Source organism: Lysinibacillus sp. BPa_S21 (genome assembly GCF_023337795.1).
Lineage (GTDB): Bacteria > Bacillota > Bacilli > Bacillales_A > Planococcaceae > Lysinibacillus.
Genome location: NZ_JALIRS010000016.1, coordinates 1 through 24665 on the forward strand (window position 1 = coordinate 1; position 24665 = coordinate 24665).

Annotated in this window: 21 protein-coding genes and 1 other annotated feature; of the genes, 18 read left to right on the forward strand and 3 right to left on the reverse strand. The window is 36.1% G+C overall.

Annotation, left to right across the window (positions count from 1 at the left end):
- Nucleotides 1–392: 392 nt before the first annotated feature.
- The 5 genes from metK (at nt 393) to MOK21_RS21125 (ending at nt 5610) form a co-directional block, all read left to right on the forward strand.
- Nucleotides 393–1568 (forward strand): methionine adenosyltransferase, encoded by a 1176-nt coding sequence (gene metK / locus MOK21_RS21105; RefSeq protein WP_249075924.1) that lies wholly within the window; start codon nt 393–395, stop codon nt 1566–1568.
- A complete protein-coding gene (locus MOK21_RS21110) occupies nt 1568–3064 on the forward strand; it encodes an aminotransferase class I/II-fold pyridoxal phosphate-dependent enzyme (RefSeq protein WP_249075925.1) in 1497 nt (498 codons plus the stop codon). Before metK ends, MOK21_RS21110 begins: the two co-directional genes overlap by 1 nt.
- Nucleotides 3061–3495 (forward strand): adenosylmethionine decarboxylase, encoded by a 435-nt coding sequence (gene speD, locus MOK21_RS21115; RefSeq protein WP_249075926.1) that lies wholly within the window; start codon nt 3061–3063, stop codon nt 3493–3495. The genes MOK21_RS21110 and speD overlap by 4 nt, the downstream gene beginning before the upstream one ends.
- Nucleotides 3495–4349, forward strand: a complete 855-nt coding sequence (gene speE / locus MOK21_RS21120; RefSeq protein WP_249075927.1) for a polyamine aminopropyltransferase — start codon at nt 3495–3497, stop codon at nt 4347–4349. The genes speD and speE overlap by 1 nt, the downstream gene beginning before the upstream one ends.
- Nucleotides 4350–4575: 226 nt before the next feature.
- Nucleotides 4576–5610, forward strand: a complete 1035-nt coding sequence (locus MOK21_RS21125) for a C45 family autoproteolytic acyltransferase/hydrolase (RefSeq protein WP_249075928.1) — start codon at nt 4576–4578, stop codon at nt 5608–5610.
- A 125-nt stretch (nt 5611–5735) separates the two neighbouring features.
- Here MOK21_RS21125 and MOK21_RS21130 read toward each other — a convergent pair whose 3' ends face one another.
- The 3 genes from MOK21_RS21130 to MOK21_RS21140 all read right to left on the reverse strand — a co-directional run bounded on the left by MOK21_RS21130 (nt 5736) and on the right by MOK21_RS21140 (nt 9061).
- Nucleotides 5736–6590 carry a transglutaminase family protein gene (locus MOK21_RS21130; RefSeq protein WP_249075929.1) on the reverse strand — a complete coding sequence of 285 codons (855 nt, stop codon included), beginning with the start codon at nt 6588–6590 and terminating at the stop codon, nt 5736–5738.
- A 61-nt stretch (nt 6591–6651) separates the two neighbouring features.
- Nucleotides 6652–7617, reverse strand: coding sequence for an alpha-E domain-containing protein (locus MOK21_RS21135; protein WP_249075930.1), 966 nt, complete (start codon nt 7615–7617; stop codon nt 6652–6654).
- Nucleotides 7571–9061 carry a circularly permuted type 2 ATP-grasp protein gene (locus MOK21_RS21140; RefSeq protein ID WP_249075931.1) on the reverse strand — a complete coding sequence of 497 codons (1491 nt, stop codon included), beginning with the start codon at nt 9059–9061 and terminating at the stop codon, nt 7571–7573. The genes MOK21_RS21135 and MOK21_RS21140 overlap by 47 nt, the downstream gene beginning before the upstream one ends.
- Nucleotides 9062–9232: 171 nt before the next feature.
- Here MOK21_RS21140 and MOK21_RS21145 point away from each other — a divergent pair, with 171 nt between their 5' ends.
- The 13 genes from MOK21_RS21145 (at nt 9233) to MOK21_RS21205 (ending at nt 24561) form a co-directional block, all read left to right on the forward strand.
- Nucleotides 9233–9646 (forward strand): hypothetical protein, encoded by a 414-nt coding sequence (locus tag MOK21_RS21145; RefSeq protein WP_249075932.1) that lies wholly within the window; start codon nt 9233–9235, stop codon nt 9644–9646.
- Nucleotides 9647–10148: 502 nt separating this feature from the next.
- A complete protein-coding gene (locus MOK21_RS21150; RefSeq protein ID WP_249075933.1) occupies nt 10149–11111 on the forward strand; it encodes a tyrosine recombinase XerC in 963 nt (320 codons plus the stop codon).
- A gap of 189 nt (nt 11112–11300) precedes the next feature.
- Complete coding sequence (locus tag MOK21_RS21155) at nt 11301–11813, forward strand: DinB family protein (protein WP_249075934.1); 513 nt, start codon at nt 11301–11303, stop codon at nt 11811–11813.
- Between the two features lie 335 nt (nt 11814–12148).
- The gene (locus MOK21_RS21160) at nt 12149–12634 is read left to right on the forward strand and encodes a hypothetical protein (protein WP_249075935.1); all 486 of its coding nucleotides are present in this window, start codon (nt 12149–12151) and stop codon (nt 12632–12634) included.
- A 220-nt stretch (nt 12635–12854) separates the two neighbouring features.
- Nucleotides 12855–13412: an RNA polymerase sigma factor gene (locus tag MOK21_RS21165; protein WP_249075936.1), complete on the forward strand. Its 558-nt coding sequence runs from the start codon at nt 12855–12857 to the stop codon at nt 13410–13412.
- Complete coding sequence (locus tag MOK21_RS21170; protein ID WP_249075937.1) at nt 13378–14805, forward strand: DUF4367 domain-containing protein; 1428 nt, start codon at nt 13378–13380, stop codon at nt 14803–14805. The genes MOK21_RS21165 and MOK21_RS21170 overlap by 35 nt, the downstream gene beginning before the upstream one ends.
- Before the next feature lie 211 nt (nt 14806–15016).
- Nucleotides 15017–15166, forward strand: a complete 150-nt coding sequence (locus MOK21_RS21175; protein ID WP_249075938.1) for a transcriptional regulator — start codon at nt 15017–15019, stop codon at nt 15164–15166.
- A gap of 206 nt (nt 15167–15372) precedes the next feature.
- Nucleotides 15373–15543, forward strand: coding sequence for a transcriptional regulator (locus tag MOK21_RS21180; RefSeq protein WP_249075939.1), 171 nt, complete (start codon nt 15373–15375; stop codon nt 15541–15543).
- 374 nt (nt 15544–15917) lie between these two features.
- Nucleotides 15918–17621, forward strand: coding sequence for a putative bifunctional diguanylate cyclase/phosphodiesterase (locus MOK21_RS21185; RefSeq protein WP_249075940.1), 1704 nt, complete (start codon nt 15918–15920; stop codon nt 17619–17621).
- A 244-nt stretch (nt 17622–17865) separates the two neighbouring features.
- Nucleotides 17866–18711 carry a GIY-YIG nuclease family protein gene (locus MOK21_RS21190; protein WP_249075941.1) on the forward strand — a complete coding sequence of 282 codons (846 nt, stop codon included), beginning with the start codon at nt 17866–17868 and terminating at the stop codon, nt 18709–18711.
- Between the two features lie 159 nt (nt 18712–18870).
- Nucleotides 18871–19088 (forward strand) — a binding site (T-box leader).
- A gap of 57 nt (nt 19089–19145) precedes the next feature.
- Nucleotides 19146–20582, forward strand: a complete 1437-nt coding sequence (proS, locus tag MOK21_RS21195; protein WP_249075942.1) for a proline--tRNA ligase — start codon at nt 19146–19148, stop codon at nt 20580–20582.
- 547 nt (nt 20583–21129) lie between these two features.
- Nucleotides 21130–22434: a WD40 repeat domain-containing protein gene (locus tag MOK21_RS21200; RefSeq protein ID WP_249075943.1), complete on the forward strand. Its 1305-nt coding sequence runs from the start codon at nt 21130–21132 to the stop codon at nt 22432–22434.
- A 462-nt stretch (nt 22435–22896) separates the two neighbouring features.
- Nucleotides 22897–24561: an Imm51 family immunity protein gene (locus tag MOK21_RS21205; protein ID WP_249075944.1), complete on the forward strand. Its 1665-nt coding sequence runs from the start codon at nt 22897–22899 to the stop codon at nt 24559–24561.
- Nucleotides 24562–24665 lie beyond the last annotated feature (104 nt).

Sequence of the window (24665 nt, forward strand, 5' to 3'; positions counted from 1 at the left end):
GGAGATGTGTATAAGAGACAGATATTGATCGCCGCAAAAAGTTACACTTAATATTTTTGTGTTGAAACGGGTAAATGAATTAATCTTCATAGCGATTAATTATAAAAAAATATAAAAAAATAAATTGACACTCAAATGTTTATGACTTAATATGAGTCTCAGCATAATAATATAGCTCTTATTAATAACCGTTGAGACGAGGGGTCGAAGATACGGTGGCCAAACAATTTAGTTCATCATGAATTAAATCCAGTGGGCCGAACCTGAGCACAAAATGAACTTTTGTGAACAATAAGAGGAACAGCAGCTGATAGTATTCGAAGCTTTCCTTAAAATTGGGTGAGCTTTTTTTTATGCCCTAAAATCTATAAATTTGTTAGGAGCAGTGAAAATTGTCAGAAAAAGTATTATTCACATCGGAGTCTGTATCGGAAGGACATCCAGATAAAATTGCAGACCAAATTTCAGATGCAGTATTAGACGCAGCATTATTGCAAGATCCTCTATCACGTGTAGCATGTGAAGTATTCACAACTACAAACACAGTTATTGTTGGTGGAGAGATTACAACAAAAGCAGAACTTGATATCGAAAAAATTGCCCGTGATACCCTAATCGGCATTGGTTACACAGATGATCAGTTCGGTATTGATGGTCACAATTGCAATGTACAAGTTTTAGTACACACGCAATCACCTGATATCGCAATGGGTGTTGATTCTTCAAGCGATACAAAAGAAGTTGGTGCAGGTGACCAAGGTATTATGTTCGGTTTTGCGACAAATGAAACTGAGAACTATATGCCTTTAGCTATTGAAATGGCGCATATGCTTGTAAAACGTGCAACTGAGCTACGTAAAAATGGTCAATTCAAATGGGCTCGCCCAGATATGAAATCACAAGTAACCATTGACTATACAAATAGTATGCAACCTAAAATTGATACTGTTTTAATGTCAATACAACATGATGATGATTTTGACCGAGTAGCATTCATTGATTACGTTACTGAAAACGTAATTAAAGCTGTTGCAAAGCAATTTGGTATGAATGAAGACTTCCGCATTTTAATTAATCCTACTGGTCGTTTCGTAGTAGGCGGACCACACGGAGATGCAGGTTTAACAGGACGTAAGATTATTGTTGATACTTATGGTGGGGCAGCTCGCCATGGTGGTGGCGCATTCTCTGGTAAAGACTGTACAAAAGTTGACCGTTCAGCGGCTTACGCAGCGCGATATGTTGCTAAAAATATTGTTGCAGCAGGCTTGGCAGATAAATGTGAAATCCAATTATCCTATGCAATTGGTGTGAGTGAACCAATTAGTATCGCTTTAGAAACATTTGGTACAGAAAAAGTAGCGAAAGAAGAAATTCTACTAGCGATTCGTCAATTATTCGACTTAACGCCAACGGGCATCATTAACATGTTAAATCTACGTAAACCACAATATCAACAAGTTGCAGCTTATGGTCACTTTGGTCGTAATGATGTAGACGTAACTTGGGAAAAAACAGACAAAATTTCGGAATTACAGCAACTCTTAGCAGTTGCTATTGGACAATAATGCAGTGCGTGCAAGATCGAGTGGCTACAGAGGAATTTTTAGTCACTCAAGACCGCATGCCATTATTTGAAGCTTTGGTCAATTATGCCAAACAAGAAGTTACGCCGTTTGATGTACCAGGACATAAAATGGGGCTACAAGAAAACCCTTTAAAATGGACGCTTGGAGAAATGACATTAAGAATGGACGTAAATTCAATGAAGGAGCTTGATTTATTAAGTCATCCGGAATCGGTTATTAAAGAAGCTCAGCAATTAGCTGCACAAGCATTTAATGTAGACCATGCTTACTTTTTAGTAAATGGAACTACTGTGGGTATTCTGGCAATGATTTTAGCAACATGTAAACAAGGGGATACATTGATTGTACCTCGTAACTGCCATAAATCAGTCATGAACGGCATTATATTAAGTGGAGCAAGACCAGTATTTATTCAACCTGAAGTTGATCAACATTTTGGAATTGCCCATGGAATTTCAGTTGACAATGTAAAATCAGCGCTGGCAGAAAATCCACAAGCGAAAGCTTTACTTGTAACGTATCCAACCTATTTTGGTTCGATGAATCAACTACAAGAAATTTGTAAACTCGCACATGAACAAAATGTAACCGTTATTGTTGATAGTGCACACGGTGCGCACTTAACATTTTTACCTGATGCAGAAGATGCGATTCGTGCTGGTGCAGATGCAGTAACGTTGAGTATGCATAAAACTGGGGGTTCATTAACGCAAAGTTCTCTTCTGTTACTACAAGAAAAACGAATCGATTCGAAGCATATGCAAAAGGTATTAAATATGCTGCAAACGACGAGTGCAAATTATTTATTAATGAGTTCTTTAGATGTAGCACGCAGGGATTTAGCGATGAATGGTCAGCAACGTTATAGTAATTTAAAGTCAATTGTTGATGCAGCAATTAAAGAAATTGAAAATAATTCACGCTATGAAGTACTAGTAGCTGAATACGTACAAAAAAAATTCAATCAATCCTATGATTGGACGAAACTTGTTATTCGTGTGAACGATCTCGGTTTAACTGGTTTCGAAGTTTACACAATATTGAAACAACAGTACGGGATTCAAGTAGAACTTGCTGAAGGATATGTCATTATGGCAGTCATTAGTCATGTAGATACGAGTGAAACAATCGGTAAACTAGTATATGCGTTAAAAGATATAGAACTTTATCACGCAAAAAAAGATCCGATTCAGTCAGCTTATGTGACAGCGAATCAAATAAATACATTAGCAATGACACCGCAACAGGCGTGTAACGCAGAAACAGAAACAATTTTAATTTTTGATGCGGTAGGTCGAATTAGTGCAGATTCATTAATGATTTATCCACCAGGAATTCCACTAGTGATCCCTGGAGAGGTTATTTCAGAGGAAGTAGTAGAACTATATAACTTCTATTTTCTTAATTTTGGGAATGTTTTGATTGACAATAAAGAAGAAAATTATATTACAGTCGTAAGGGAGATAGATAAATGAGCATTGAATTATCAACATTAGGAAGACACGTATTAATCGAATTTTATGGTTGCCCAAGTGAAATTATTGAGCAAAACGCTTTAATCGAGCAGTTTATGAATGAAGCAGCAGACTATTCTGGGGCGACAATTGTAGAATCTTGCTTCCATCATTTCAACCCATATGGTGTTTCGGGTGCAGTCATTATTGCTGAATCACATTTAACGATTCATACTTGGCCAGAATACGGATTTGCTTCTGTAGATGTTTACACTTGTGGCGACTCAGTAAGTCCTTGGAAAGCGGCAGAATATTTAGAACAAAAACTGCAAGCGAAAAAGACTGAATCATTTGAAGTACCACGTGGCATGGCAGATAAGATTCGCCAATTTGCAGATCAACAGATTGATACAATTCTAGTGAAACAAGAAGTATTAGAGGACGTGATTTAATGAAATGGTATACAGAACAATGGAGCAATCACTGTAAATTTTCAATCGGATACAACGAAGAAATTCATAGTGAACAATCTCCGTTCCAAAAAATCGATTTTTATAAAAGTGAAGAGTTTGGTACTTTCTTCACCTTAGACGGATTGATGATGGTCAATGAAAAAGATGAGTTCGTTTATCACGATATGATTACCCACCCAGCATTCGCTACTAACCCAGCTATCAAAAAAGTATTAATTATCGGTGGTGGTGATGGCGGTACTGCTCGTGAAGTACTACGTTACAAATCAGTAGAAAAAGTAGTAATGGTTGAAATCGATGAGTTAGTATTTCGTTTAAGCCAAAAACACCTTCCAATTACAGCTGCTGGTGTTGAAGAAGATCCGCGTATGGAAATGATTTTCGATGATGGCTTAGCTTACGTTCAAAATGCAGCTGATCAATCATTCGATTTAATATTAGTAGATTCTACTGATCCAATCTCAGTTGGTGAAGGTTTATTTACTACAGCTTTCTATAAAGAATGTTACCGTGTATTAAATGAAAAAGGAATTCTAATTAACCAACACGAATCACCATACTTTGCAGAGTATGCCGAAAACATGCGGAAAGCACATAAAAAAATTAAAGGCATTTTCCCAATCGCAAGCGTATATCAATTCCATATGCCAACATATCCATCGGGACACTGGCTATTCGGATTTGCTTCAAAAGCATTGCATCCAGTTAAAGATATTCAAGTAGAAGCTTGGGACAATTTTGGTCTAAAAACGAAATATTACAATACAGAATTACACGTTGGTGCATTCGCCCTTCCTACATTTGTAAAAGAATCACTTGATCGTGATGAATAATTTAACATAATAGCCATATCGAGCATCAACAGCACTAATTAGTGCAATGCTGCAGAATTGAGCGAAAAAAGTAACCAAGCATTCAAAGTGAAAAGACTTTGAATGCTTGGTTTTTTTGAATGCATACATAGATTATTGTATAGCAGGCTTATTATTTTTAGTTTACCTCTTGACCTTCAAGTAACTTTAAGATGTACCTTTGATTTATCGAGAGGAGGAAATAAAAATGGATAAAAATGATGAAGAGTTAGTTGTAAGATTAGTAGAATTGAGCGGAAATTATTATCAATTCGGCTTGGAGCAAGGTAGCGAAGTAAGGTCATTACCGATTTTAAAACAATTGGAACAGCTAGGGAAATTGAATGTTAACTCAAATGTACAAAAGGCGAAGGAACTATTAAAAAGTGTTTCACCAAATCTTTTTCAAGAACTAATCGGCTTGGCAGAAGGATTAGATATGGAAATAGATCATACGGTTAAGCTTTTTAGTGGATATGATGTAGCATTTCCGCAAATGGGGTGTACTACATTGGTAAATGATGGCTATTACGTACGCAATTATGATTTTAGTCCGGAAATGTACGATGCAAGGCTTGTCTGGACAAATCCTACGGATGGCTATGCTAGCGTAGGCTTTAGTCAGCAAATTTTTGGAAGACTTGATGGAATGAATGAAAAGGGGCTCATTGTAGGGTTACATTTTGTGAATAACGAATACAGGGAAGAGGGATTTATGGCAACGACTATTGTTAGAATGCTTTTAGAACAATGTGCAAATATGGAAGAGGCATTAAATTTCATCACCAATATACCTCATGGTTATTGCTACAATTACTCTATTACGGACCAAAGTGGCTCAAGTGTCATTGTAGAAGCTTCTCCACAACAACAGATTATCAATTTCACTCATCCTCTTATTTGTACCAATCACTTTGAGTCGGAACGTTTGAGAGAGAAAAACAGAAAAGAAGTACAAGGATCGGTCAAACGTAAGGACTATGTCAGTTCCTTATTATCGGAAAGTTTATCACCCATGTCTACATATCATCACTTTAATGATGAAAGTTCCCCGCTATTTTTTACACAATATAAAGAGTATTTTGGTACGTTGCATACAGTTGTCTATTCCTCAAATGATTTAAGCATCATAATTGGCGTTGGGGGAAATAGTAAACCGATGAAGTTTTCTCTAAAAGAATATAAGGAGGGGACATTCGTTCTACCAGAATATATGAAAGGGACCATTAAACACAATAAATAAAAAGGACATATTTCCCATGGAAGTCAGTCATGAATTTTTTAACCTCAATAGATCTAAATAAACTCCTGATTCTTCTGTTTAGCTAGAAAAATCAGGAGTTTTAATGTAAACTATTGCATGTTTTATTACAAATGATTCAATGCTTTTACGCTCACTTTAACTGTTAAATCATGTTTGCCACCCGAATAAACACCTTCAACAGGGCTTATATCGGTATAATCACGGCCGATGCATAAAATAATGTGATTTTCTAAAACTTCTACGTTATTAGTTGGATCTAGACCAATCCAGCCAATCCCTGGAATCATGACTTCTACCCAAGCGTGAGTTGCAATATCACCGACCAAGGCAGAGTTTTCATCGACGTATAAATAACCGCTAACATAGCGTGCTGGAATTCCTTTAGCTCTTAGCACCGCAAGCATGACATGTGTAAAATCCTGACAAACCCCACGTTTAAGGGTAAACGCTTCACTTGCAGTTGTCGTGACATCGGTTGCACCAGGTACGTATTCAAAAGTCGAGTATAAATATTGCATTAAATTCAACGAAAATAGCACAGGATTTTCAGCATGACCAATTGTATGATAAACTTCCTCTAACTGATTGTCAGTCATATACGTAAAATGGGTAAACTTTAAATACGGTAAATAATGCTCATAAAACAGTTTCGAATGAAAAATTGTCTGCATCTCTGGTGAATATTGAATCCTATGAATGAAAGGTGCACGTTGAATACTGACAATAGAGGTCGTTTGAATTTCTAGTTCTTGATGCTGCTCAGGTATATAAAATGTGCCAACCGTATTGCCCCAAATATCTGTATGCTCCCGCGTTAAAGATGAAGGTGTAATGGCAATTCTATAGGATAATAAGCGCTGACGCTCATCACTCCTTGGCTTTAAGCGGATTGTATTTAAGCTTTGATCGACTTCAGACTCATATTGAAAAATATTAGTATGTTGAATTTCAAATTTCATCGTGTCCGCTTCCTTTGGATTACTGACTTGCCTGTTGAAAGGGAGCTGTGGTTGATTCCTTTCAAGGTTGTACGCTGGGTTCATATAAATGATAAATTGTTGAAAACGTATTGCCAAAATCAATACATTGACACAATCTTTCCTCCAATATCAAAATAGTTTCTTCTAAAGTAGTATTCCATAAATCTACATTCATCATGGCAAATAATAAACTCTTTAATGGGGCATGAAGTTCTAAAAATCTTGCTGAAAGAGGATCGTTTTCTAAACAAATAAAGGCTTCCTCCAATTTTTGCAAGCAAAACATCACTGAACGAGGAAAATGTTTATCCTGCAATAAATATTGAAGTACATACAGTAAATTGGTTTGGCGATGTTTGCGCAAATAAGACTCCGTCGCCTCCGATAAATCGAGTAAAAAAGAGCCGTCCGCTTCTACTAAGGATAAGGCTATTTCTTTATGTTGCTCCAGAATAATTAAAGCCATACGGATCGTCTTTTCTGTACGTTCAATCCATTTGCCAACTTGCATGAAATAAAAGGGTAAAGCTCGATCCATCGATCCTTCGATAAGCCCCGTAATCGTCAAAGAAGTCTTGCGAACATTTTGTAAAAAAGAGTTTAGAGCGATAAGTGGAATGGGTCTTTCGCGTTCCAATAGTTCTTGTTGTAATGATAAATAAAAGGCGTTTTGCAATTCCCAAAGTTCAATCGGGAGGCTATCTCGAGTGACACGCGCATTTTCTCTGACCGCACATAAAGTAGCATGGAGGGCGTTACAATTATTTTTAGAGAAGAGTAAATATTCGATAAGTGGATTTACACGAATCGACTCATAATATGTCAAATATTCTTCCTTAGAAGCACAAATATTCAACACCGCTTCCCAATGATCGATGTATTCATTTTCTTTGCCAGATTGCTCCAACATATTCAACAGCTGTACTTGTAATATATGTGCATTCATTTGTGATCGTTCACTATATCGTGCCATCCAGTATAGTGCATCGGCTACTCGACTTAGCATACTGCAATTCCTCCTTTAATATCCATGTATCTTTTGCTCCTCCTCCTTGCGAAGAATTCACTACTAAAGATCCTTCTTTTAACGCTACCCGCGATAATCCACCAGGAAGTACATATATATCCTCACCCTTCATGACATAAACACGTAAATCGACATGACAAGGATAGAATCGACCATCCTGGAAAGCCGGTGCTCTAGACAGATTAATGGTTGGTTGTGCAATGTATTGATACGGATTTTCCATAATTTTTTCTTTGAAAATAGAAATTTCTTCATTACTCGCATGCGGACCAATGAGCATATCGTAGCCACCAGAGGCACTAACATTTTTTATGACAAGCTCGCTTAAATGCTCAAGGACCCAAGCTCTCTGTTTATCATTCGCTAAATGGTAGGTCTTTACATTTTGTAAAATAGGCTCCTCTTTCAAATAGTAACGAATCATTTCCGGTACATAGGCATACATCGCTTTATCATCAGCAACACCGTTTCCAACAGCATTCAAAATCGCAATATTTCCAGCTTTATATGCATCCATAATATGGGGAACTCCAAGTAAAGAATCCTCACGAAAAACAGCAGGATCTAAAAAATCATCATCTATTCTGCGATAAATAATATCAATTTGTGCAAGACCGTAAATAGTCTTCATGTATACCTTATTGTCTCGAACAACTAAATCATGCCCTTCGACAAGCTGAATATTGAGCTGCTGTGCTAAAAAAACATGATCGTAATAGGCCGAATTATACATACCCGCTGTTAAAAGTACCGCTTTAGGTTCTCTATTTGCCTCCATACAAGGTGGCCGATGAGCAAGAAGTGCCTTCTTCATAAAGGCCATTTGCTTGTCGAGTGATTGGATTGTATGTTTAGAGAAAAATTCAGGATACACTTCCTTCATCACTGATCGATTTTGAAAAACATAGGATATACCTGAAGGATTGCGCAAATTATCTTCTAGCACATAGTAAACGCCATTTTCATCTCGAATTAAATCGATACCAGCTAAAAATATATGGTTATCGATAGGTACTTTGACACCAAGCATTTCTTTATAATAATACGGGTTGTTTTCAATGAGTTGTTTTGGAATTAGCCCATCTTCAATAATAGTCTGTTCATGATAAATATCATGTAAAAAACAATTCAAGGCTTTGACACGTTGCTTCATACCAGCTTCAATTTCTTCCCAATGTTCATGCGGAATAATAATTGGTATAAAGTCAAAGGGCATTGTCCGCTCTGTTCCACCTTGTGCTCCATAAACGGTAAATGTAATGCCTTGTTTAAGGAATCTAGATTGTGCATACTGATATTTTTCCTCTAATTGCTCCTTTGTAAAAGCATTGAGTTTATGATGAAAAGATTGATAATGAGGCTTCGGTTGAATGCCATCAAACATTTCATCAAAATACAAACCAGATTCATAGAACTTCATCATATGGATCGCCCTCCGAATTTAAGTAGTAGAGAAAACGTGTTACACTAAAGATGAATCAATTACGCCTTGACGTAATTGTAGTGATTGAGTACCAATTGAAAAGGGAATATATCCGCATTCATTTCATCACTTTAAGAGAATAAAGAAAAATACATAAAAGGAGTTAATAAAATGACAATCATTAATTTAATGCAAGCTTATGAGCTAGACAAGCTTTCGAAATTAGACTTTACTGATGAGGAGATCGTGCGCATATTGCGAACAGGGAATGTTTCAGCTTGGCAGGAAAAAGTGCCAAACTATGAATTTTCCGAAACAATGGCACTTTATCAAGAAGGGGAACAATCTTTCTTAGACGCTTTACATGGTAACTACCGTATCAAATATGTAACTTTGCCAGGCATTCAGCGTTTACTGTATATTCGTTTCCAATTAGAAGAGGGTAAAGATTATCAATTATTAGAAACAGGCATCCAACATTTAACTTGTCATGAGGAAACTATCGAGAAGCTTCAACATATGCTATCAACAAATTGGTCTTTAGCAAAACAAGTAGATGGGACATACAGTATTTTTGTTAAGTAAACAAATTTCGCCGCAATTTTAGCAATCACTACAGAAAAAATGCATAGGAATTGACAAAAACCATAAAATCCCATGCGTGTTGTGAGAAGAATCGACACGTATAGTTACCCATCTTTCCATTTTTCAAATCGTCTCAGAGCATTCGATTTATTAGCTTCAACTTCATCCAGTTCCACCCGCAGAAAGAAGTTGAAGCCTCCGGCGAATGTCATGGAATCAAAAGGAGTACTTTTGTATGCTCAAAGCCTATTCCAGACGCAATTATACCGCAGCATAATTGATATATTCATTTTTATTCCGATTTATGCTTAAAAAGTAAAACTTTCGAAATAACATTTAAAAAAGGTGATTTTCTGTCTAAAAGAGAATCATCTTTTTTTCGTCTTCATACAGAACATTAGTTCTAATCTATGAAAAATATTAATATTTTTATTAAAACGTTCCCAAATTTATATTTGGGAACGTTTTTTCGTGGTAAAATAGAGCAAATAGAGGTGATTTTATGGAAAAGCCGAAGCTACCAAAAATAATGCGAGATTTCCTTGTCTACTTAACGACGATCAAAGGGAAGTCTCAACGCACTAGAAAAGAATACGAATATGATTTGACATTATTTTTCCGATTTTACATAGCCATTCAAAATAATCATGATAGTTCAGATTTAACGAAAATAGATATTTCTACTATTACAATAGAAGAAATTCGTGAAATGACATTAGAGGATCTGTATTTATTTATGGAATATTGTGAGGTGCAGCGAGGGAATTCAGCATCTGCGAGAGCACGTAAAGTAGCAACGCTAAAATCATTTTTTAAATATCTAAAAGGGAAACGACGTCTACTAGAGGAAAATCCGGCAGATGAATTAGAGACACCTAAAATAGGCCGAAAAAAACCGATCTATATGAATATTGAAGAAGCGACGCAATTTATCGATGGCATCCATCCAAATCATGCTTCACCGAGAAATTATTGTATGATGATGTTTTTCTTAAATTTAGGCATTCGTGTGACGGAGCTTTGTCAGCTAAATAAGTCGTCTATACAAGGACGCTACTTAACGGTTGTTGGTAAAGGAAATAAAGAACGGACCGTTTATTTAAACGATAGCTGTATACAGGCACTAGAAGATTATGAAAATAGTGGGAAATCACTATATAAAGGGGAGGGAGAGGAGCCTCTTTTCGTCTCTCAAAAGGGAACCCGCTTTACCAGACAAACCGTTGCTAAAATCGTTAAACGAATTAATCAGCAATCCGGACTTCAAAAAGAACGGTTGACACCACATAAGTTACGTCATACATCCGCAACAATGATGTATAAATCAGGGGCAGATATTCGAAGTCTTCAGCATATACTTGGCCATTCAAGTGTTGCCACAACGCAAATCTATACCCATATTGAAAATGAAGAGCTGCAACATGTACTCGAAAATAATCCGTTTAATATTGTTCGGGCAAGATAATTTTTAGCTTCTTTCAGTCATTTCCAGACATATTGTTTATCTGTACCAAGGCGACAAGTTTGCCGAGCCTTAATGGATGGAAGCTTTCCAAAATAATAAAGGGAATTTAATTCATCTACTAGAATACTTTATAGTGTATAGAACATATACAGAATAGGAAGCAAAATCTTTTGGTGAGGAGACAACCATATGAATTCATTAATAAACAATCATCTTTACGAAACAAGAAATAACTTACTAGAGGAGATTAAATTATTAAATGACACGCAATTCAATGCTAAGCCCGATGCAAACAGCTGGAGTATAGCCCAAGTTTGCCATCACTTAACTTTAACGGAGACGACTTTTGTAAGAGCGATTACATGGGGATTAAAACAAGAAGATAGTCAGCCAACCGAACGTAAAAATATTCATCTTATCGCAGATCGAACAAAGAAAGTACCAGCACCCGAAATTGTTGAACCAGCAGAAGACTTTTTTACCGTTCAGCAAATAATTGAGTTGCTTGACGATTCGAGAAAAAAATTAACGACTATCCTTGATACAATCGATGACCCATCCATTCTAGCTGTAAAATCCGTTAAACATCCTGTTTTTGGCGATTTACCTCTTGATCAGTGGGTCGAACTAGTTTATATCCATGAACAACGACATATTGAACAAATAAAAGAAATCAAAACACTCATCAAAGTTGAGCACTAATGCACTTACTGGAGACTGAATACAAAGAATGAAAAAAAGCAAAGCACGATATTATGTGAAAAAATTTTTCAAAGCACGACATTATGTTAAAAAAATTTTCATAGAGATTAAAAATTCAATCGTATCAGAAATAATCTGGAACATTTTAATATTTATCCCTAAAATGATCATCCGGGTATTGAAAAATTTATGGTGAAGAGTCTAATTTCTTGCAATCAGCATAAAAATGTCGAGATATAGCTTCAAAGTAAGAAGGAAAGGACAAAGAGCCTTTCCTTCTTTTTTGCATTTTATGTTATAATTATATTTATTTACTATTTTTGTTAGGAGAAGTTATGAAAATTTATAAGTTAGCTACTATATGTACCTCTATTATACTCTTAACAGGGTGTACTACATTTTCATCTAATACAAAAGTAGCCTCCAAAAATGTAACGTCAGATGCTGTAAAAAGTGAACCTGTTGTTTTGGATAGCACTCAAATGGAGAAAGACAATGAATCAATAGCAACTAATCACCCAATTGAAATTGATGAAGAGATAACGGCTCCAATAGGTGAAAGTAAATCGTATTTTACTTATGAGGGAGATATTCCATTTAAAATATCATTAACAAACACTGGTACTAAGAGCTTTATGTACAAAATCCGAAATGTAGATAAAGAAACAAAAGTTGTAAATGGTGTTTTAAAAAGTAACGAAAGTTCTGAAAAAATTTTTAAAGGATTTCCCAAAGGAGCTTATGTCATATCTTACGTTGTAGAAGATGAAGAGTCTCCTGTGGATATAAAACTAAAGGTAAAAGTAGAGTTACTTCCCTGAAGTACTATTTACTTTTCGAAATGAACAAAAGCCATTGTTTTGATCAATCTTTTTCAAAACAATGGCTTTTGTTGTGTCATTAAGACTTAACTAAAAGCAGTGTCATTTTGTTGATAATTTCATCATCTACTATCCCTTTGACGATTGGCTTTTTAATAGTTGGGGAAAGTGTCACAAAGTATAGTGTCCATTCGTTATATAGAGTGAGAGGAGGAATTACATGAAAGTTACAAACCAGGATTATGAAAATATGGAAGAACTATACGATTTGTATGAACAAAAAGTTTATTATATGGCCTATTCTATTTTACATAATATTCAACAGGCTGAAGATATAGTTCAAGAGACGTTTATTTCTCTTTATCAGAATCTGGAAAAGATCTGCAGTTTGAACACCAAAGAGCTTAAACGCTACATATTGAGAATTGCGAAAAACAAAACGATTGATAGTTACCGGAAAAATAAACGACATAAATTATTTTTGGAAGAATATCAAAGAGAGTCGCCGGAAGTAGTAGATGAAAATATTGAAGAGTGGGAACAACGTTTAATGTCTGAGCTTCAAATTGATACATTGCTAACAGAGTTAAATGACTCTTACAGGCAGGTTTTTAAGTACAAAGTCTTCTATAACTTATCTTATCAGGAAATTTCAGAGGTAATGGGGCTCACGGAAGTCAATGTCCGTAAGCAATTTGAACGCGCTCGAAAACGAGTACAAAATATTATAGGAGGTATAGAAAATGACGAATTCAAAGAACTCCAAAAATATGTATGACTTTGCTGAAAAAATCGCTTTAGACGATTTTGATAAACTAGATGAACAACACAAATTTTCAGATACCTACACGCACAAAAAGAAATTGTTTATGGAGGAAATTAAGATGAAAAGTAAACAGCCACAGCAAAAACGTAAAAAGAATCGAATTTTAATTGCCGCTGCATGCTTAATGATTGGCATACCAACAACAGCTTTTGGCGCAGTGAAGGTCTATGATATGATTGTCCAAAAACAAAATTTTGAAGTAAATGTCTCGGTGTCAAATAATAATACCTCAAAAAGTAATAACAAATGGTATAAATTAAAAGTAAACTATTTACCAGAAAACATGGTCGAAATCGAAGACGATTCTATGAAATATTCATTTAAAGATAACTTCGCAAAGGGTGGGTTTTCATTCTATCTTTGGAGAGTAGGCAAAGATTCCAAATTTCAAACGCTGTACTCAAAAAGCTATGAAGAAATAGAGATAAATGGTAAGAAAGCAGTGATTGTCAATAAAGACACTGGAAACAAAAGTTTAACATTTGATAGACAGGTCTATCTTTTATTTGAAGAAGAAGGAATTATGGTCGAAGGTACTATTGGAAACGATGTAAGTGAAGAATTAATGATAAAGGTCATGGAGAACATTTCGCTTGAGCCCACGACAAAAGAAATGGCATCATTTATAGCAGATGATTCGCTCTATAGCGAAGAGACTGAACAAACAGAATTTAGCATTATTCCTTTGAAAAAAGACAGTAAACAACTATTTAGTGTAGGTGAAAAGGTTCCAGTAACCATAGATCAAATAAGCAGATTAGACAACCTTGAATTTGTTATAGAAAAAGTTGAAGTGTTTGATTCAATTGATGATTTTAAACAAGAGAACTTTAATGAATTTAGCCTAGGAAGTCTAAACGAGTATAAGGCTTTAGATCAGAAAAAGAAATTGTTACCGTATAAACGAGATGTATATAAAGTTGGAAACGGTAAAGATTCAGTTTACGAATTAGTTGAGTCACAATTCGTTAATCCTAAATTTGTCTACTTGACAACAACAGTAAAAAATATAGGGAAACAGTCAATAGAAGAAATCTGTATGAATCCAACCATACAAGTGCTTGAATTTAAAAATAATGTATGGATCTATGCTAGAGAAAATGGAATTGACGAAAAAAGTCTTATGACGGGTGAGGTTGATTATCTAGCTCCTCACGGAAAGGGAAAAGCCTTTTATTATATTGACAACATCCTACCCGGACAAACGAAGAAAATTAACTTAGGTTATTTTGTAGACGAGGATAAACTGGATTCAATCTTCCTAGATGCTTTCCATTACGGTGGATCTGGTACTATTGACGACATGAATGCGAAGGATCGTTTATGGATTGATATTCGTAGATAGAAAAGAAGATAGGGATATAGATAAAAAAGTTGCTTATTTCTAGCAGCTTTTTTTATTGGAAGAACTTATCAATTATGCCCTGGCATAATTGCGTCCACTGTCTGTACTCTAATTATTTTTTAATAAGGCTTGACGAAACAAACTATCTGTTATATATTAATTAAAAATAAAAACAACTGTTATAAAACAGTTAGTTCTAGGAGGAATTCTAATGACAAAGTATCGTGACGGTTATGAGTTTTATTGTGAGATGTGTGAACGCTATGGTTTAGAGCCGATTTCTTTCCGCTATTATCTGTTACAATTATCACAGCAACAACTTTCAGCTTATAATATGCAAGCCAAACAATTAGGAATTTAAAAGGTTTGTCATTAAAGGATGTGGTTATTACGGACGCCGACGTGAATATTTTATGAAAAGCCCAGCCATACTAAGGAATATGGACTGGGTTTTCGTTTATTTGAAAGAAAAATCAGATAATTTATTGACATAACAATTAAACTGTTATATATTATTAAAAAATAACAAGTCTGTTATATAACAAAAAACGAAAGGAAGTTATGAAGATGACAGATTATCGAGAAGGCTATGATTTTTATCGACAAGTATGTGAGAAACATGGATTAGAGCCTATAAATTTTCACTACTATATTTTAAACTTATCTCAGGAGCAACTAAATGCCTACAATGAACGCGCCAAAACATTGGGAGGTCCTATAGAATATGAAGTCTCTTAGCTTATAAAATACCTTACTGCCTAGTTAGGACAGTAAGGTATTTTTGGTATCTATATAAATGCAAGCATCTTAAACTCAAAGAAATTTCATACACTAGGAAGATGTATAGAATAAACATAATATATAAAAAGACTAAAGTAATTAAAGTAAACACCAAAAATCGTTTTAAGTAAGGTAAAAGACCTTGTTTTATGAGTCTGTGCTATAAATAATCATCAAATATAGCTTTGAACGTTTTGATATTTGGGTTGAATTAACTGCTTTTCTAATACTATAATATAATTACATAATAAAGGGCGATATCCCATAACTTTATACCCCCGCTTTAATATAAAGCAAAAGTACCGCATCCTTCTAATGAACGGAGAATGAAAATGATGAATATCACGCCTAGTAGTATCAATCAAGTTAACTATAGTCTAAAAGAATTACAGGATATTTTTTCTGCAATGAACAGTTCAATCATTGTAGCCATTACAGACCGAACTGGGAAAATTACATTTGTTAATGATCATTTTTGTAAAATATCTAAATATACTCGTGAAGAATTATTAGGGCAAGATCACCGTTTGCTTAATTCAGGTTTTCATCCAAGAACTTTCTTTAGAGAGATGTGGAAAACGATAGGTAAAGGTGAAATGTGGAGTGGCGAAATATGTAATCGCGCGAAGGATGGCGGTCTTTACTGGGTGAAGACTACAATTTTCCCTTTTCTTGATGACAGTGGTAAACCGTATCAATATATTGCGATAAGGGTCGATATTACCGCACAAAAGGATATAAAAAAGATTACTCATATTGCTTATCACGATGAATTAACGGGGCTACCAAACCGTCGTAAGTTAGAACAACGTTTAGAAAATGAATTTCATCAATCTCGACGTACAGGTGAGAAGTTTGCGTTATTTTTCATTGATGTAAATCGTTTTAAAAACATTAACGACGGACTTGGTCATATCATCGGGGATATGTTCTTAGTGGAAATGGCGAATCGTTTACGTAACGTTGATTATACATCCAATTCGATTTACCGCCACAACAGTGATGAATTTGTTCTTATACTGAACGATGTGGACCGAATTGAGGACAAGGCTGGTGAAATAATTAGCGTCTTTAATAAGAGTTTTATCGTTGAAACGTATGAATTTTACGCAAGTATTAGTATTGGGATTAGTATTTTCCCAGATCATGCAAACTCTGTTGAGGAGTTATTGAAAAATGCAGATATCGCCATGTATGCTGCGAAATCCTCCCGTGGCAACCAATATCGCTTATATCGTTCAAATATGGAGGAAATCAATGATAAGTGGCTTTTGCTTGAAACAAAATTACATCAAGCGTTAAAAAATGATATTTTAGAATTACATTATCAACCAAAGATTGATTTAAAAACGAATTCAATCATTGGCATGGAGGCTTTACTTCGCTGGCATGATCCTGAACTCGGTTATATGCCACCGGATCACTTTATTCCGTTTGCTGAGCAATGTGGTCTTATTAATGATATAGGGGTATGGGTGATAAGAAAAGCATCTGCACAGGCACGCACTTGGAACGATTTACATAATTTAAACTTACGTGTTGCCGTGAATATTTCTCCGATTCATATTAGTACAACTGGCTTTGTCGAAATGGTCCATGAAGTGATTAAAGAAACAAACATAGATCCGCACTTCTTAGAATTTGAAATTACCGAGATGAGTATGTTGGATTATACAGAAGACTTAATTAATACAATTAAGCAATTAAGGGCGCTTGGTATTACGATTTCATTAGATGATTTTGGCACGGGTTATTCGTCCCTAAATTACTTGAAAACATTCCCGGTGGATGTTTTAAAAATAGATCGTGCATTCGTCCGTGATATTGTGCCTGAAAAGTCAGGTATTGCCATGATTTCTGCTATGATTTCTCTCGCGCATGCCTTAAATCTCCAAGTAGTAGCTGAAGGCGTCGAGGAAGAAGCAGAATTAAACGTGTTACGTGAACATGGCTGCGAGTACGTTCAGGGCTTTTATTTCAGTAAGCCATTATCGGTAGAAGACTTTACTAAACTGATCGTAAATCGTACCATGTAATTCATATAGAGGATCTTGTCTTTAGTGTTGGACAAGATCCTCTAAGCATTTATGGTTATGGCTATGTCAGTGAGTTTGAACTACTCAATCCAGAAAGAAGAGAACCGAAAAGCTCGATAAAACACCTGAACATTGGTATCCTGTTAATTAGTAGATTATTCAGATTTATTTTGTTTAAACGGTGATAATCCTTTAGCGCGAGTTAGCAAAGGAAGTCAGTAAATTTATTTAAGGAGATTATAAAATGGTCCATTTCTATTTATCTGATTTGTTAAAGCGTTGCCATTATAATTTGGATAAAACATTACTTATTCGACATTCGCTAAAAAATGAGCGTTTTATCTATGCGTACCGCGATGGATTTTTACGTGAATATACGCAAAACCAATCGCCTCATTTTTTCGATAACTATGATCACGTCATTGTTTTTTCCGCTGATGAAGGGACGACATCGAAATATTTAACATCGTATGAGGTTAGACATGGTGAGAAACCAAATATTTCCTCAAATTGTTCGCCCTATTTACTAGAGCCTTATAAAGGGCAAATCATGCATCCCCTATTCGATATTCCAAATGATCCTTTACGTACATATGAAAATAAATTATATATTGAATGGGGCAAAGCAGCTGTAAGATGGTATCAAAAATCCACAAACGATAAAATCATTACACAACTAGTTAATACGAGTCAATTTGTCTTTCCTGGTTACGAAAACGTCCTCTTAACATTTCAGAAATTAAAAGAAATCATCGATAATTCTCAAGCATATGCAGATTGGCACATTGCTTTAAGCGCAATCAATGCCATTTACGCAATTACAGACCGTTCTAACGGTAAAATATATATCGGATCCTCGTACAATAAAAGCGGTTTACTTGGGCGTTGGTCAGATTATGCTACAACCATCCATGGAGGCAATGAAGCGTTTAAGCAGTTACTGGCGCAAAACACAACAGCAAATTTACAGTTCCAATATACAATTTTAAAAGTGCTACCAAAAGATATAACAGCATTAGAAGCGATTGAAATTGAAAACAACTATAAACGAAAACTACAAACCATCCCTTTTGGCTATAACTGCAATTAAACGAGAGTAGTTCTAGAATCAATTGGTGAAAAATCTTATATAAATTGAAGTGAACCCTTAATTTGAAGTAATTCGTTTCATACAGTATAAAGATAATTTTCTGATATTTCCCAAAAAATAATTGAAATTAGGTAACGGCTTTGCTAAAGTTATATAAAATATAAATTGATGATGTGGCCAAGTAAGAAATGTGAAACAGAGAATATAGCAATTGCTGAGAGCTATATCACCGCTTCTTATCTGAAACCTACCACGGAGATGTTATGCAAACATAACCGAGTCGTTTTTCGTTACAAAACGTTTAGAGAGTTTTAAGATGTTCTTAAAACTAAATTCAAGGTGGTACCACGTTTATCCGGCACAAAGACGTCCTTATTTGGAGGACAGCTTTGTGCTTTTTATTTTATTCAACTTGCAGAAACGGAGGAGAAAACATGACAACACAACAAAACGATTTTTCAAAATGGTACATTGAAACAATACAAAAGGCAGATTTAATGGATTATACACCCGTTCGTGGCTGTATCGCATTTAAACCAGATGGCTATGAAATTTGGGAACGTATTCAGGAAGAGATGGATCGTCGTTTTAAAGAAACAGGTCACCGCAACGCTTATTTTCCTATGCTAATTCCTGAATCGTTCTTCCAAAAAGAAAAAGACCATATCGAAGGTTTCTCACCTGAGCTTCCTTGGGTAACGGAGGCAGCAGGCGAAAAATTAGAAGAACGTTTAGCCCTTCGTCCAACCTCTGAAACAATGATTGGTCATTTATATTCGAATTGGATCAATAGTTATCGTGATTTACCCGTCTTAATCAATCAATGGGCAAATGTTTTCCGCTGGGAAAAGAAAACACTTCCGTTCATTCGAACATCTGAATTTTTGTGGCAGGAGGGCCATACTGCACATATTGATGAAGAAGATGCACGTAAAGAAACTATGCAAATGTTAAATATTTATAAAGAAGTAGTAGAGGGCTTACTTGCCATTCCTGTCTACGATGGACAAAAAACACCCTCAGAACGTTTTGCAGGTGCAGTTGATACATTTTCAATTGAAGCAATGATGAAAAACGGAAAAGCCGTGCAAGCTGGTACCTCTCACTATCTAGGGACAAAGTTTGCTGAAGCCTTTGATATTAAATATTTAAATAAAGCCAACCAGCATGAATATGTACACACAACATCCTGGGGGACTTCTACTCGTTTAATTGGTTCTGTTATTATGGTTCATGGTGATGAACAGGGGCTTATTTTACCACCGCGAATTGCACCAACCCAGGTTGTCTTAATACCAGTTGGTCCATGGAAAAAGAACCCTCTAATTATGGAGAAACTAGATGACATCTTCGCAGCTCTTAAGAAGAAGGGAGTTCGAGTACGTCTTGATGATTCCGATCAATCACCAGGCTTCAAATTTAATGAGTGGGAATTAAAAGGGGTACCAGTTCGGATTGAATTAGGACCACGTGACTTAGAGAAAAACCAAGCATTGTTAAAAGCTCGAGATGAAGAGGATAAGCAATCCATTGACCTAAATGACATTGTTTCAGCAATTGAGGTAGAACTAACAACGATGCAAAGTCGTTTATTTGAAAAAGCACGTAAATTCCGTGAAGAAAACGCCCATACAACTATCGATACATTGAAGGATTTACAGCAGCATATTAACACATCCAAGGAAAATGGATCGATTCCGGGCTGGATTCTTGCTGGCTGGTGCGGAGATGATGCATGCGAGGAAAAAGTGAAAGAAGAGACAAAATATACTTCCCGTAACATTCCGTTTAATCCACCAACTACGAAATCTACTTGTATTTGCTGCGGAAATGAGGCAAAGCATACAGTTTGGTTTGCCCAAGCATATTAAGTTGTCAAATTTCGCTTTCATTCGCTAGTATTAAGCTTTTGTAATTTCCATATCGCCAATCCCTATACAGATTATCTGTGACAGCTGTTGTGCTATTTTACACGAAAGCAAAGCATCAACAGCAAATTGTCACTATCCTCGTCGCGAAGGAGATGTCTCAAAAGAGTTTTTCAGACATCTCCTTTTATATTTTTAGACTAGCTTAAAAGGGAATGTTTGTTCTATAATGGATGTAACTTGAATCTAGGAGATTGTTTTATGACATTGCAGCTTCCAATATAATTCGAGAAAAATCGATTTTCGTTTTAATTTCGTTACGGGAAGTATCCCAGTGGTGAATAAATACTGGAACGGACAGGCAAAGGGCATCTTCTATATGAAAATATTCCACATTCAAAGCTTTTGCTCCTTAGCATTGGGGCAACTAACTCTGGTTTTAAAGTGATGGTTATTTGCTGGATTGATAGCTTTGGTTAAGATGCTTTCAGAATAATGAGGAAACCGTAAAACATGATAAGGTCAAATAATTAGCAAGGAGACTACAACAATGACAAATGATACTTTACAATTATCCCAGAAATGGCGAGATGAGGGGTTACGTTATGCAAGTGAAATTAATGCCTACGTGCGCAAAGGAATAGAAAGCAACTGGGAGGCACCAGGAGAGGAGCCGTCTGAAGATTCACGTGGACAATTTGCTTCACAAGTGTATAAGATTATTAAACAGGCGAATAGAACAAAGGAACTGGAAACTCTCCGTGAACAGTTTCCAGCTGCTTCATGGCCATTTCAGGAAACGCACAGCCAACTGATGCGAGCTGTTTATCCAATTGGGTTTCTACGTGATGGTGCATTACTTGTTGCAGCGCAAAATGAAGATTTATCACGCACTGTCTATGTGATGGATAAACAGGAAGCAAAGCGTATTAAGCATGTACAAGCGGCAAGTTGTTCTGCAGATGGGCGCGACATTGCCTTGATGGATGAGCAAGGAGTTCGTATCGTACGAGAACCTGATCGAGAGTTGAATGGCACGCTACTGGCTACATACAAATGGGCGACAATCATCGACCAATTGCGCGAAAAATACCCCGATGTTGAGACCTTTCAGCCAGAAAACTATCGAAACGCAGATGTCATTCCATTCGCTGATGGCACGAAGTTGTTGGTGGTGTCGCATGACGGTATCTATTTGATTGAGAATACAGATGCCATCTTATTGTACCCGACAGTTCAAAATATACGAGAGTGGGCAAGGCAAGATGATGAATTGACAGCAAGTTTAGCGATGCCACATGGAGCTGTTTCGCGAAGCGGCAGATGGCTGGCTTATGGAAGTCAAGACAGCGAGCACTTGTTGATAGATTTAGAAAATTATGTTAAGCATTCGTTTGAACCGATGTCGAGTTATCCTCATTACAGCTTGTTCAGTGCCAATGAAGAGCATGTTTGGTTCAATGCATGTCATTTTTACAATGGAAGTACGCTAGGTATTTCACTCCATGATCTTGAACCGGACAATAATGAAGAACCCCTTTCAATAGATGATAATATGCGTGTATATGCCGGTGTTGCAGTGCAAGGGGGCAACATCATGGGTGATGCATATGGTTATTTACGAATGATTGATTTGGAGGGGAATGAACTTTGGCGTTACTTCGTATCTGGGACAATCAGTGGTATGGCATTAAACGATGACGAGACAATATTACTTGTAGGTACATACAATGGAATACTACATGTACTTGATTTGACTAGTACAGAGCCAAGTCCGTATGAGATTAGCACAAGTTCAATATGTGAATCGTATCGCTGGATCTTCTGGGATGCCCAGCAACCACTGTACTGGTAGTTTAATGGGCAAAATCGATGAAACTATAAGGTTCTTATTATCAAAATCATATGTATTTGAAATGACAGATACTACGAATACTCAATATCAACTAGTTATGACATTGAAACTCACTTACAGCTAACGATACACTTTGGAGCTTTAGATCGAATAAGAACGTATGTTTATTGTTTGGTTTGGAGTATATTGTAATTTTTTTAATATCTACGGAAGTGAAAGTATATTTTATCCGATCGGCAACACAACAATAGCTTATGAAAATATAGAAAAAATTTGTAAAACGTTTTTATCTGCCTTTTATGAAAGAATTGATTGACTTATCAGGATGTTCTTTAAAGGAAGGAAAAGAGTTAATTGATTTTGTGATTCATGAAGAAGGCACTATTTGTTAGCAAAACATCAAAAGAGATAACAAGATACTTGTTTAGCTGATTTACAAGGTGATTGAGAGGGAGTGGGATTATGCAAAAAAAATTATTGAATATGTTAGAAAAATGGTATGAGGAAAGTCAACATGACAAAATTGTAGACGCGATTGAACAATTGTCTAAGTCAGAGCGAGATTACGAAATAGTAGGTCATTATGGTCGTGCTCTTAATAATTTGGGGCGTTATCATGAAGCGTTATCCCAGTTATGTACAGTTAAAAAACAGGGGGAACAAGAAGCGGATTGGCATTGGCGTGTTGGCTATGCTTATTTCCATATCCAAGAATGGCAAGAAGCACTGGCTGCATTTGAAAAAGCGAACGTATTACAGTTTGATACTAAAACTGAAGAGTATATAGTATCCTGTCGGAATATTATGAAAAAGTCAATAGAAGCACTAGATGATATCAAACTTGTCTCTTTTCATGAACGTGATTTCAGTCAATTTTGGGAAAAAAGTGATTATGCGGATAAAAATTATGTAGAAGTATTCCCCACTACTGAAATGATTGCTTCTATAGAAGAGGAACTTGGTTATAAATTGCCAGCAGATTATATTTGGTTTATGCAACAACAGAACGGCGGAATACCAGTAAACACTTGTTTTCCAACGGCTATGCCGACTTCATGGGCAGAAGATCATGTGGCGATTACGGGGATTATGGGCGTTGGTCGCGAAAAGACTTACAGCTTGTGTGGCAGTTTGGGAAGCAGTTTTATGTTGGAAGAATGGGGCTACCCAAATATTGGCGTTGTCATAGCCGATTGCCCGTCAGCAGGTCATGATGTCATTATGCTTGATTATCGTGCATGTGGTGCAGATGGTGAACCTGCTGTTGTACATGTAGACCAAGAGGCAGGTTACTATATTACTTTCCTTGCGCCGAACTTTGCGACTTTTATTGTTGGTTTGGTGAATGAAGAAGTATTCGATACATCTGAACAAGATAAACTTGACGATTTGGATATGGTGAAACATGTACCATTCTCTCCTTTGTTACAGTCGTTATGTGAGAAAGTTGGAGAGGGAAATCGGATAGAAGCAGTTATTCGAGGTATTTGTACGCAAATTGTAGAGGACAAAGGCTATTTTGCTTTACATGCAGACGAGATATCCATGCTGATGTATGATATCCAATTTTGGTTGTACACTGGTGCTAATTCGAAGGTGACGCGAGCTCAATATTTAGCAGATTACAAGAATATCATTGCACTTGCACAAGGTTTCAGTACAGGAGGATATGCCCCAGACTTTGTTTCAAGTTGGTTAAATGAACGCATAGAGCAGGGGGAAATTGTAAGTCAAGGAGGGATATTAAGCTTTACAGCGGATAAGATAGATAGTTTACAAGCTAAAATGGTGAAAGAAGAACTAAAACCTTTTAGTTGGCTAGAACATGATAATGGAAATATTTCGTTACTGTTAGAAGTAGGTATTTATAAACAGGAGTTGTTTGAAACACGGGCAGACGAAGGTTTCCAAGGAAACGGCTACGATTGGTGCTCGCTTGCGGATGTGTATTTGCAAGAGAGGTTTCCAGAGCTAGAAGGCATTTTGCGTTTCGACCCAGAAGCAGATATGTTTTGTGCAAATGCCAATGAAAAGGACGCATTGTTGCGATTCGCTGTTGGATTTAAACAAGCGTGTGAAAATGATGAAAAGATACATGATTTATTTTCTAGGGCGATATTGGATTAATGGATATTGAAGACGCATTAAGAGAACGTGAATGGTAGTGAGTTATGTTTAAAACATCTGTTACGATGCTACCCAATATTCTATATTATAAAGGCTTTTAAAGA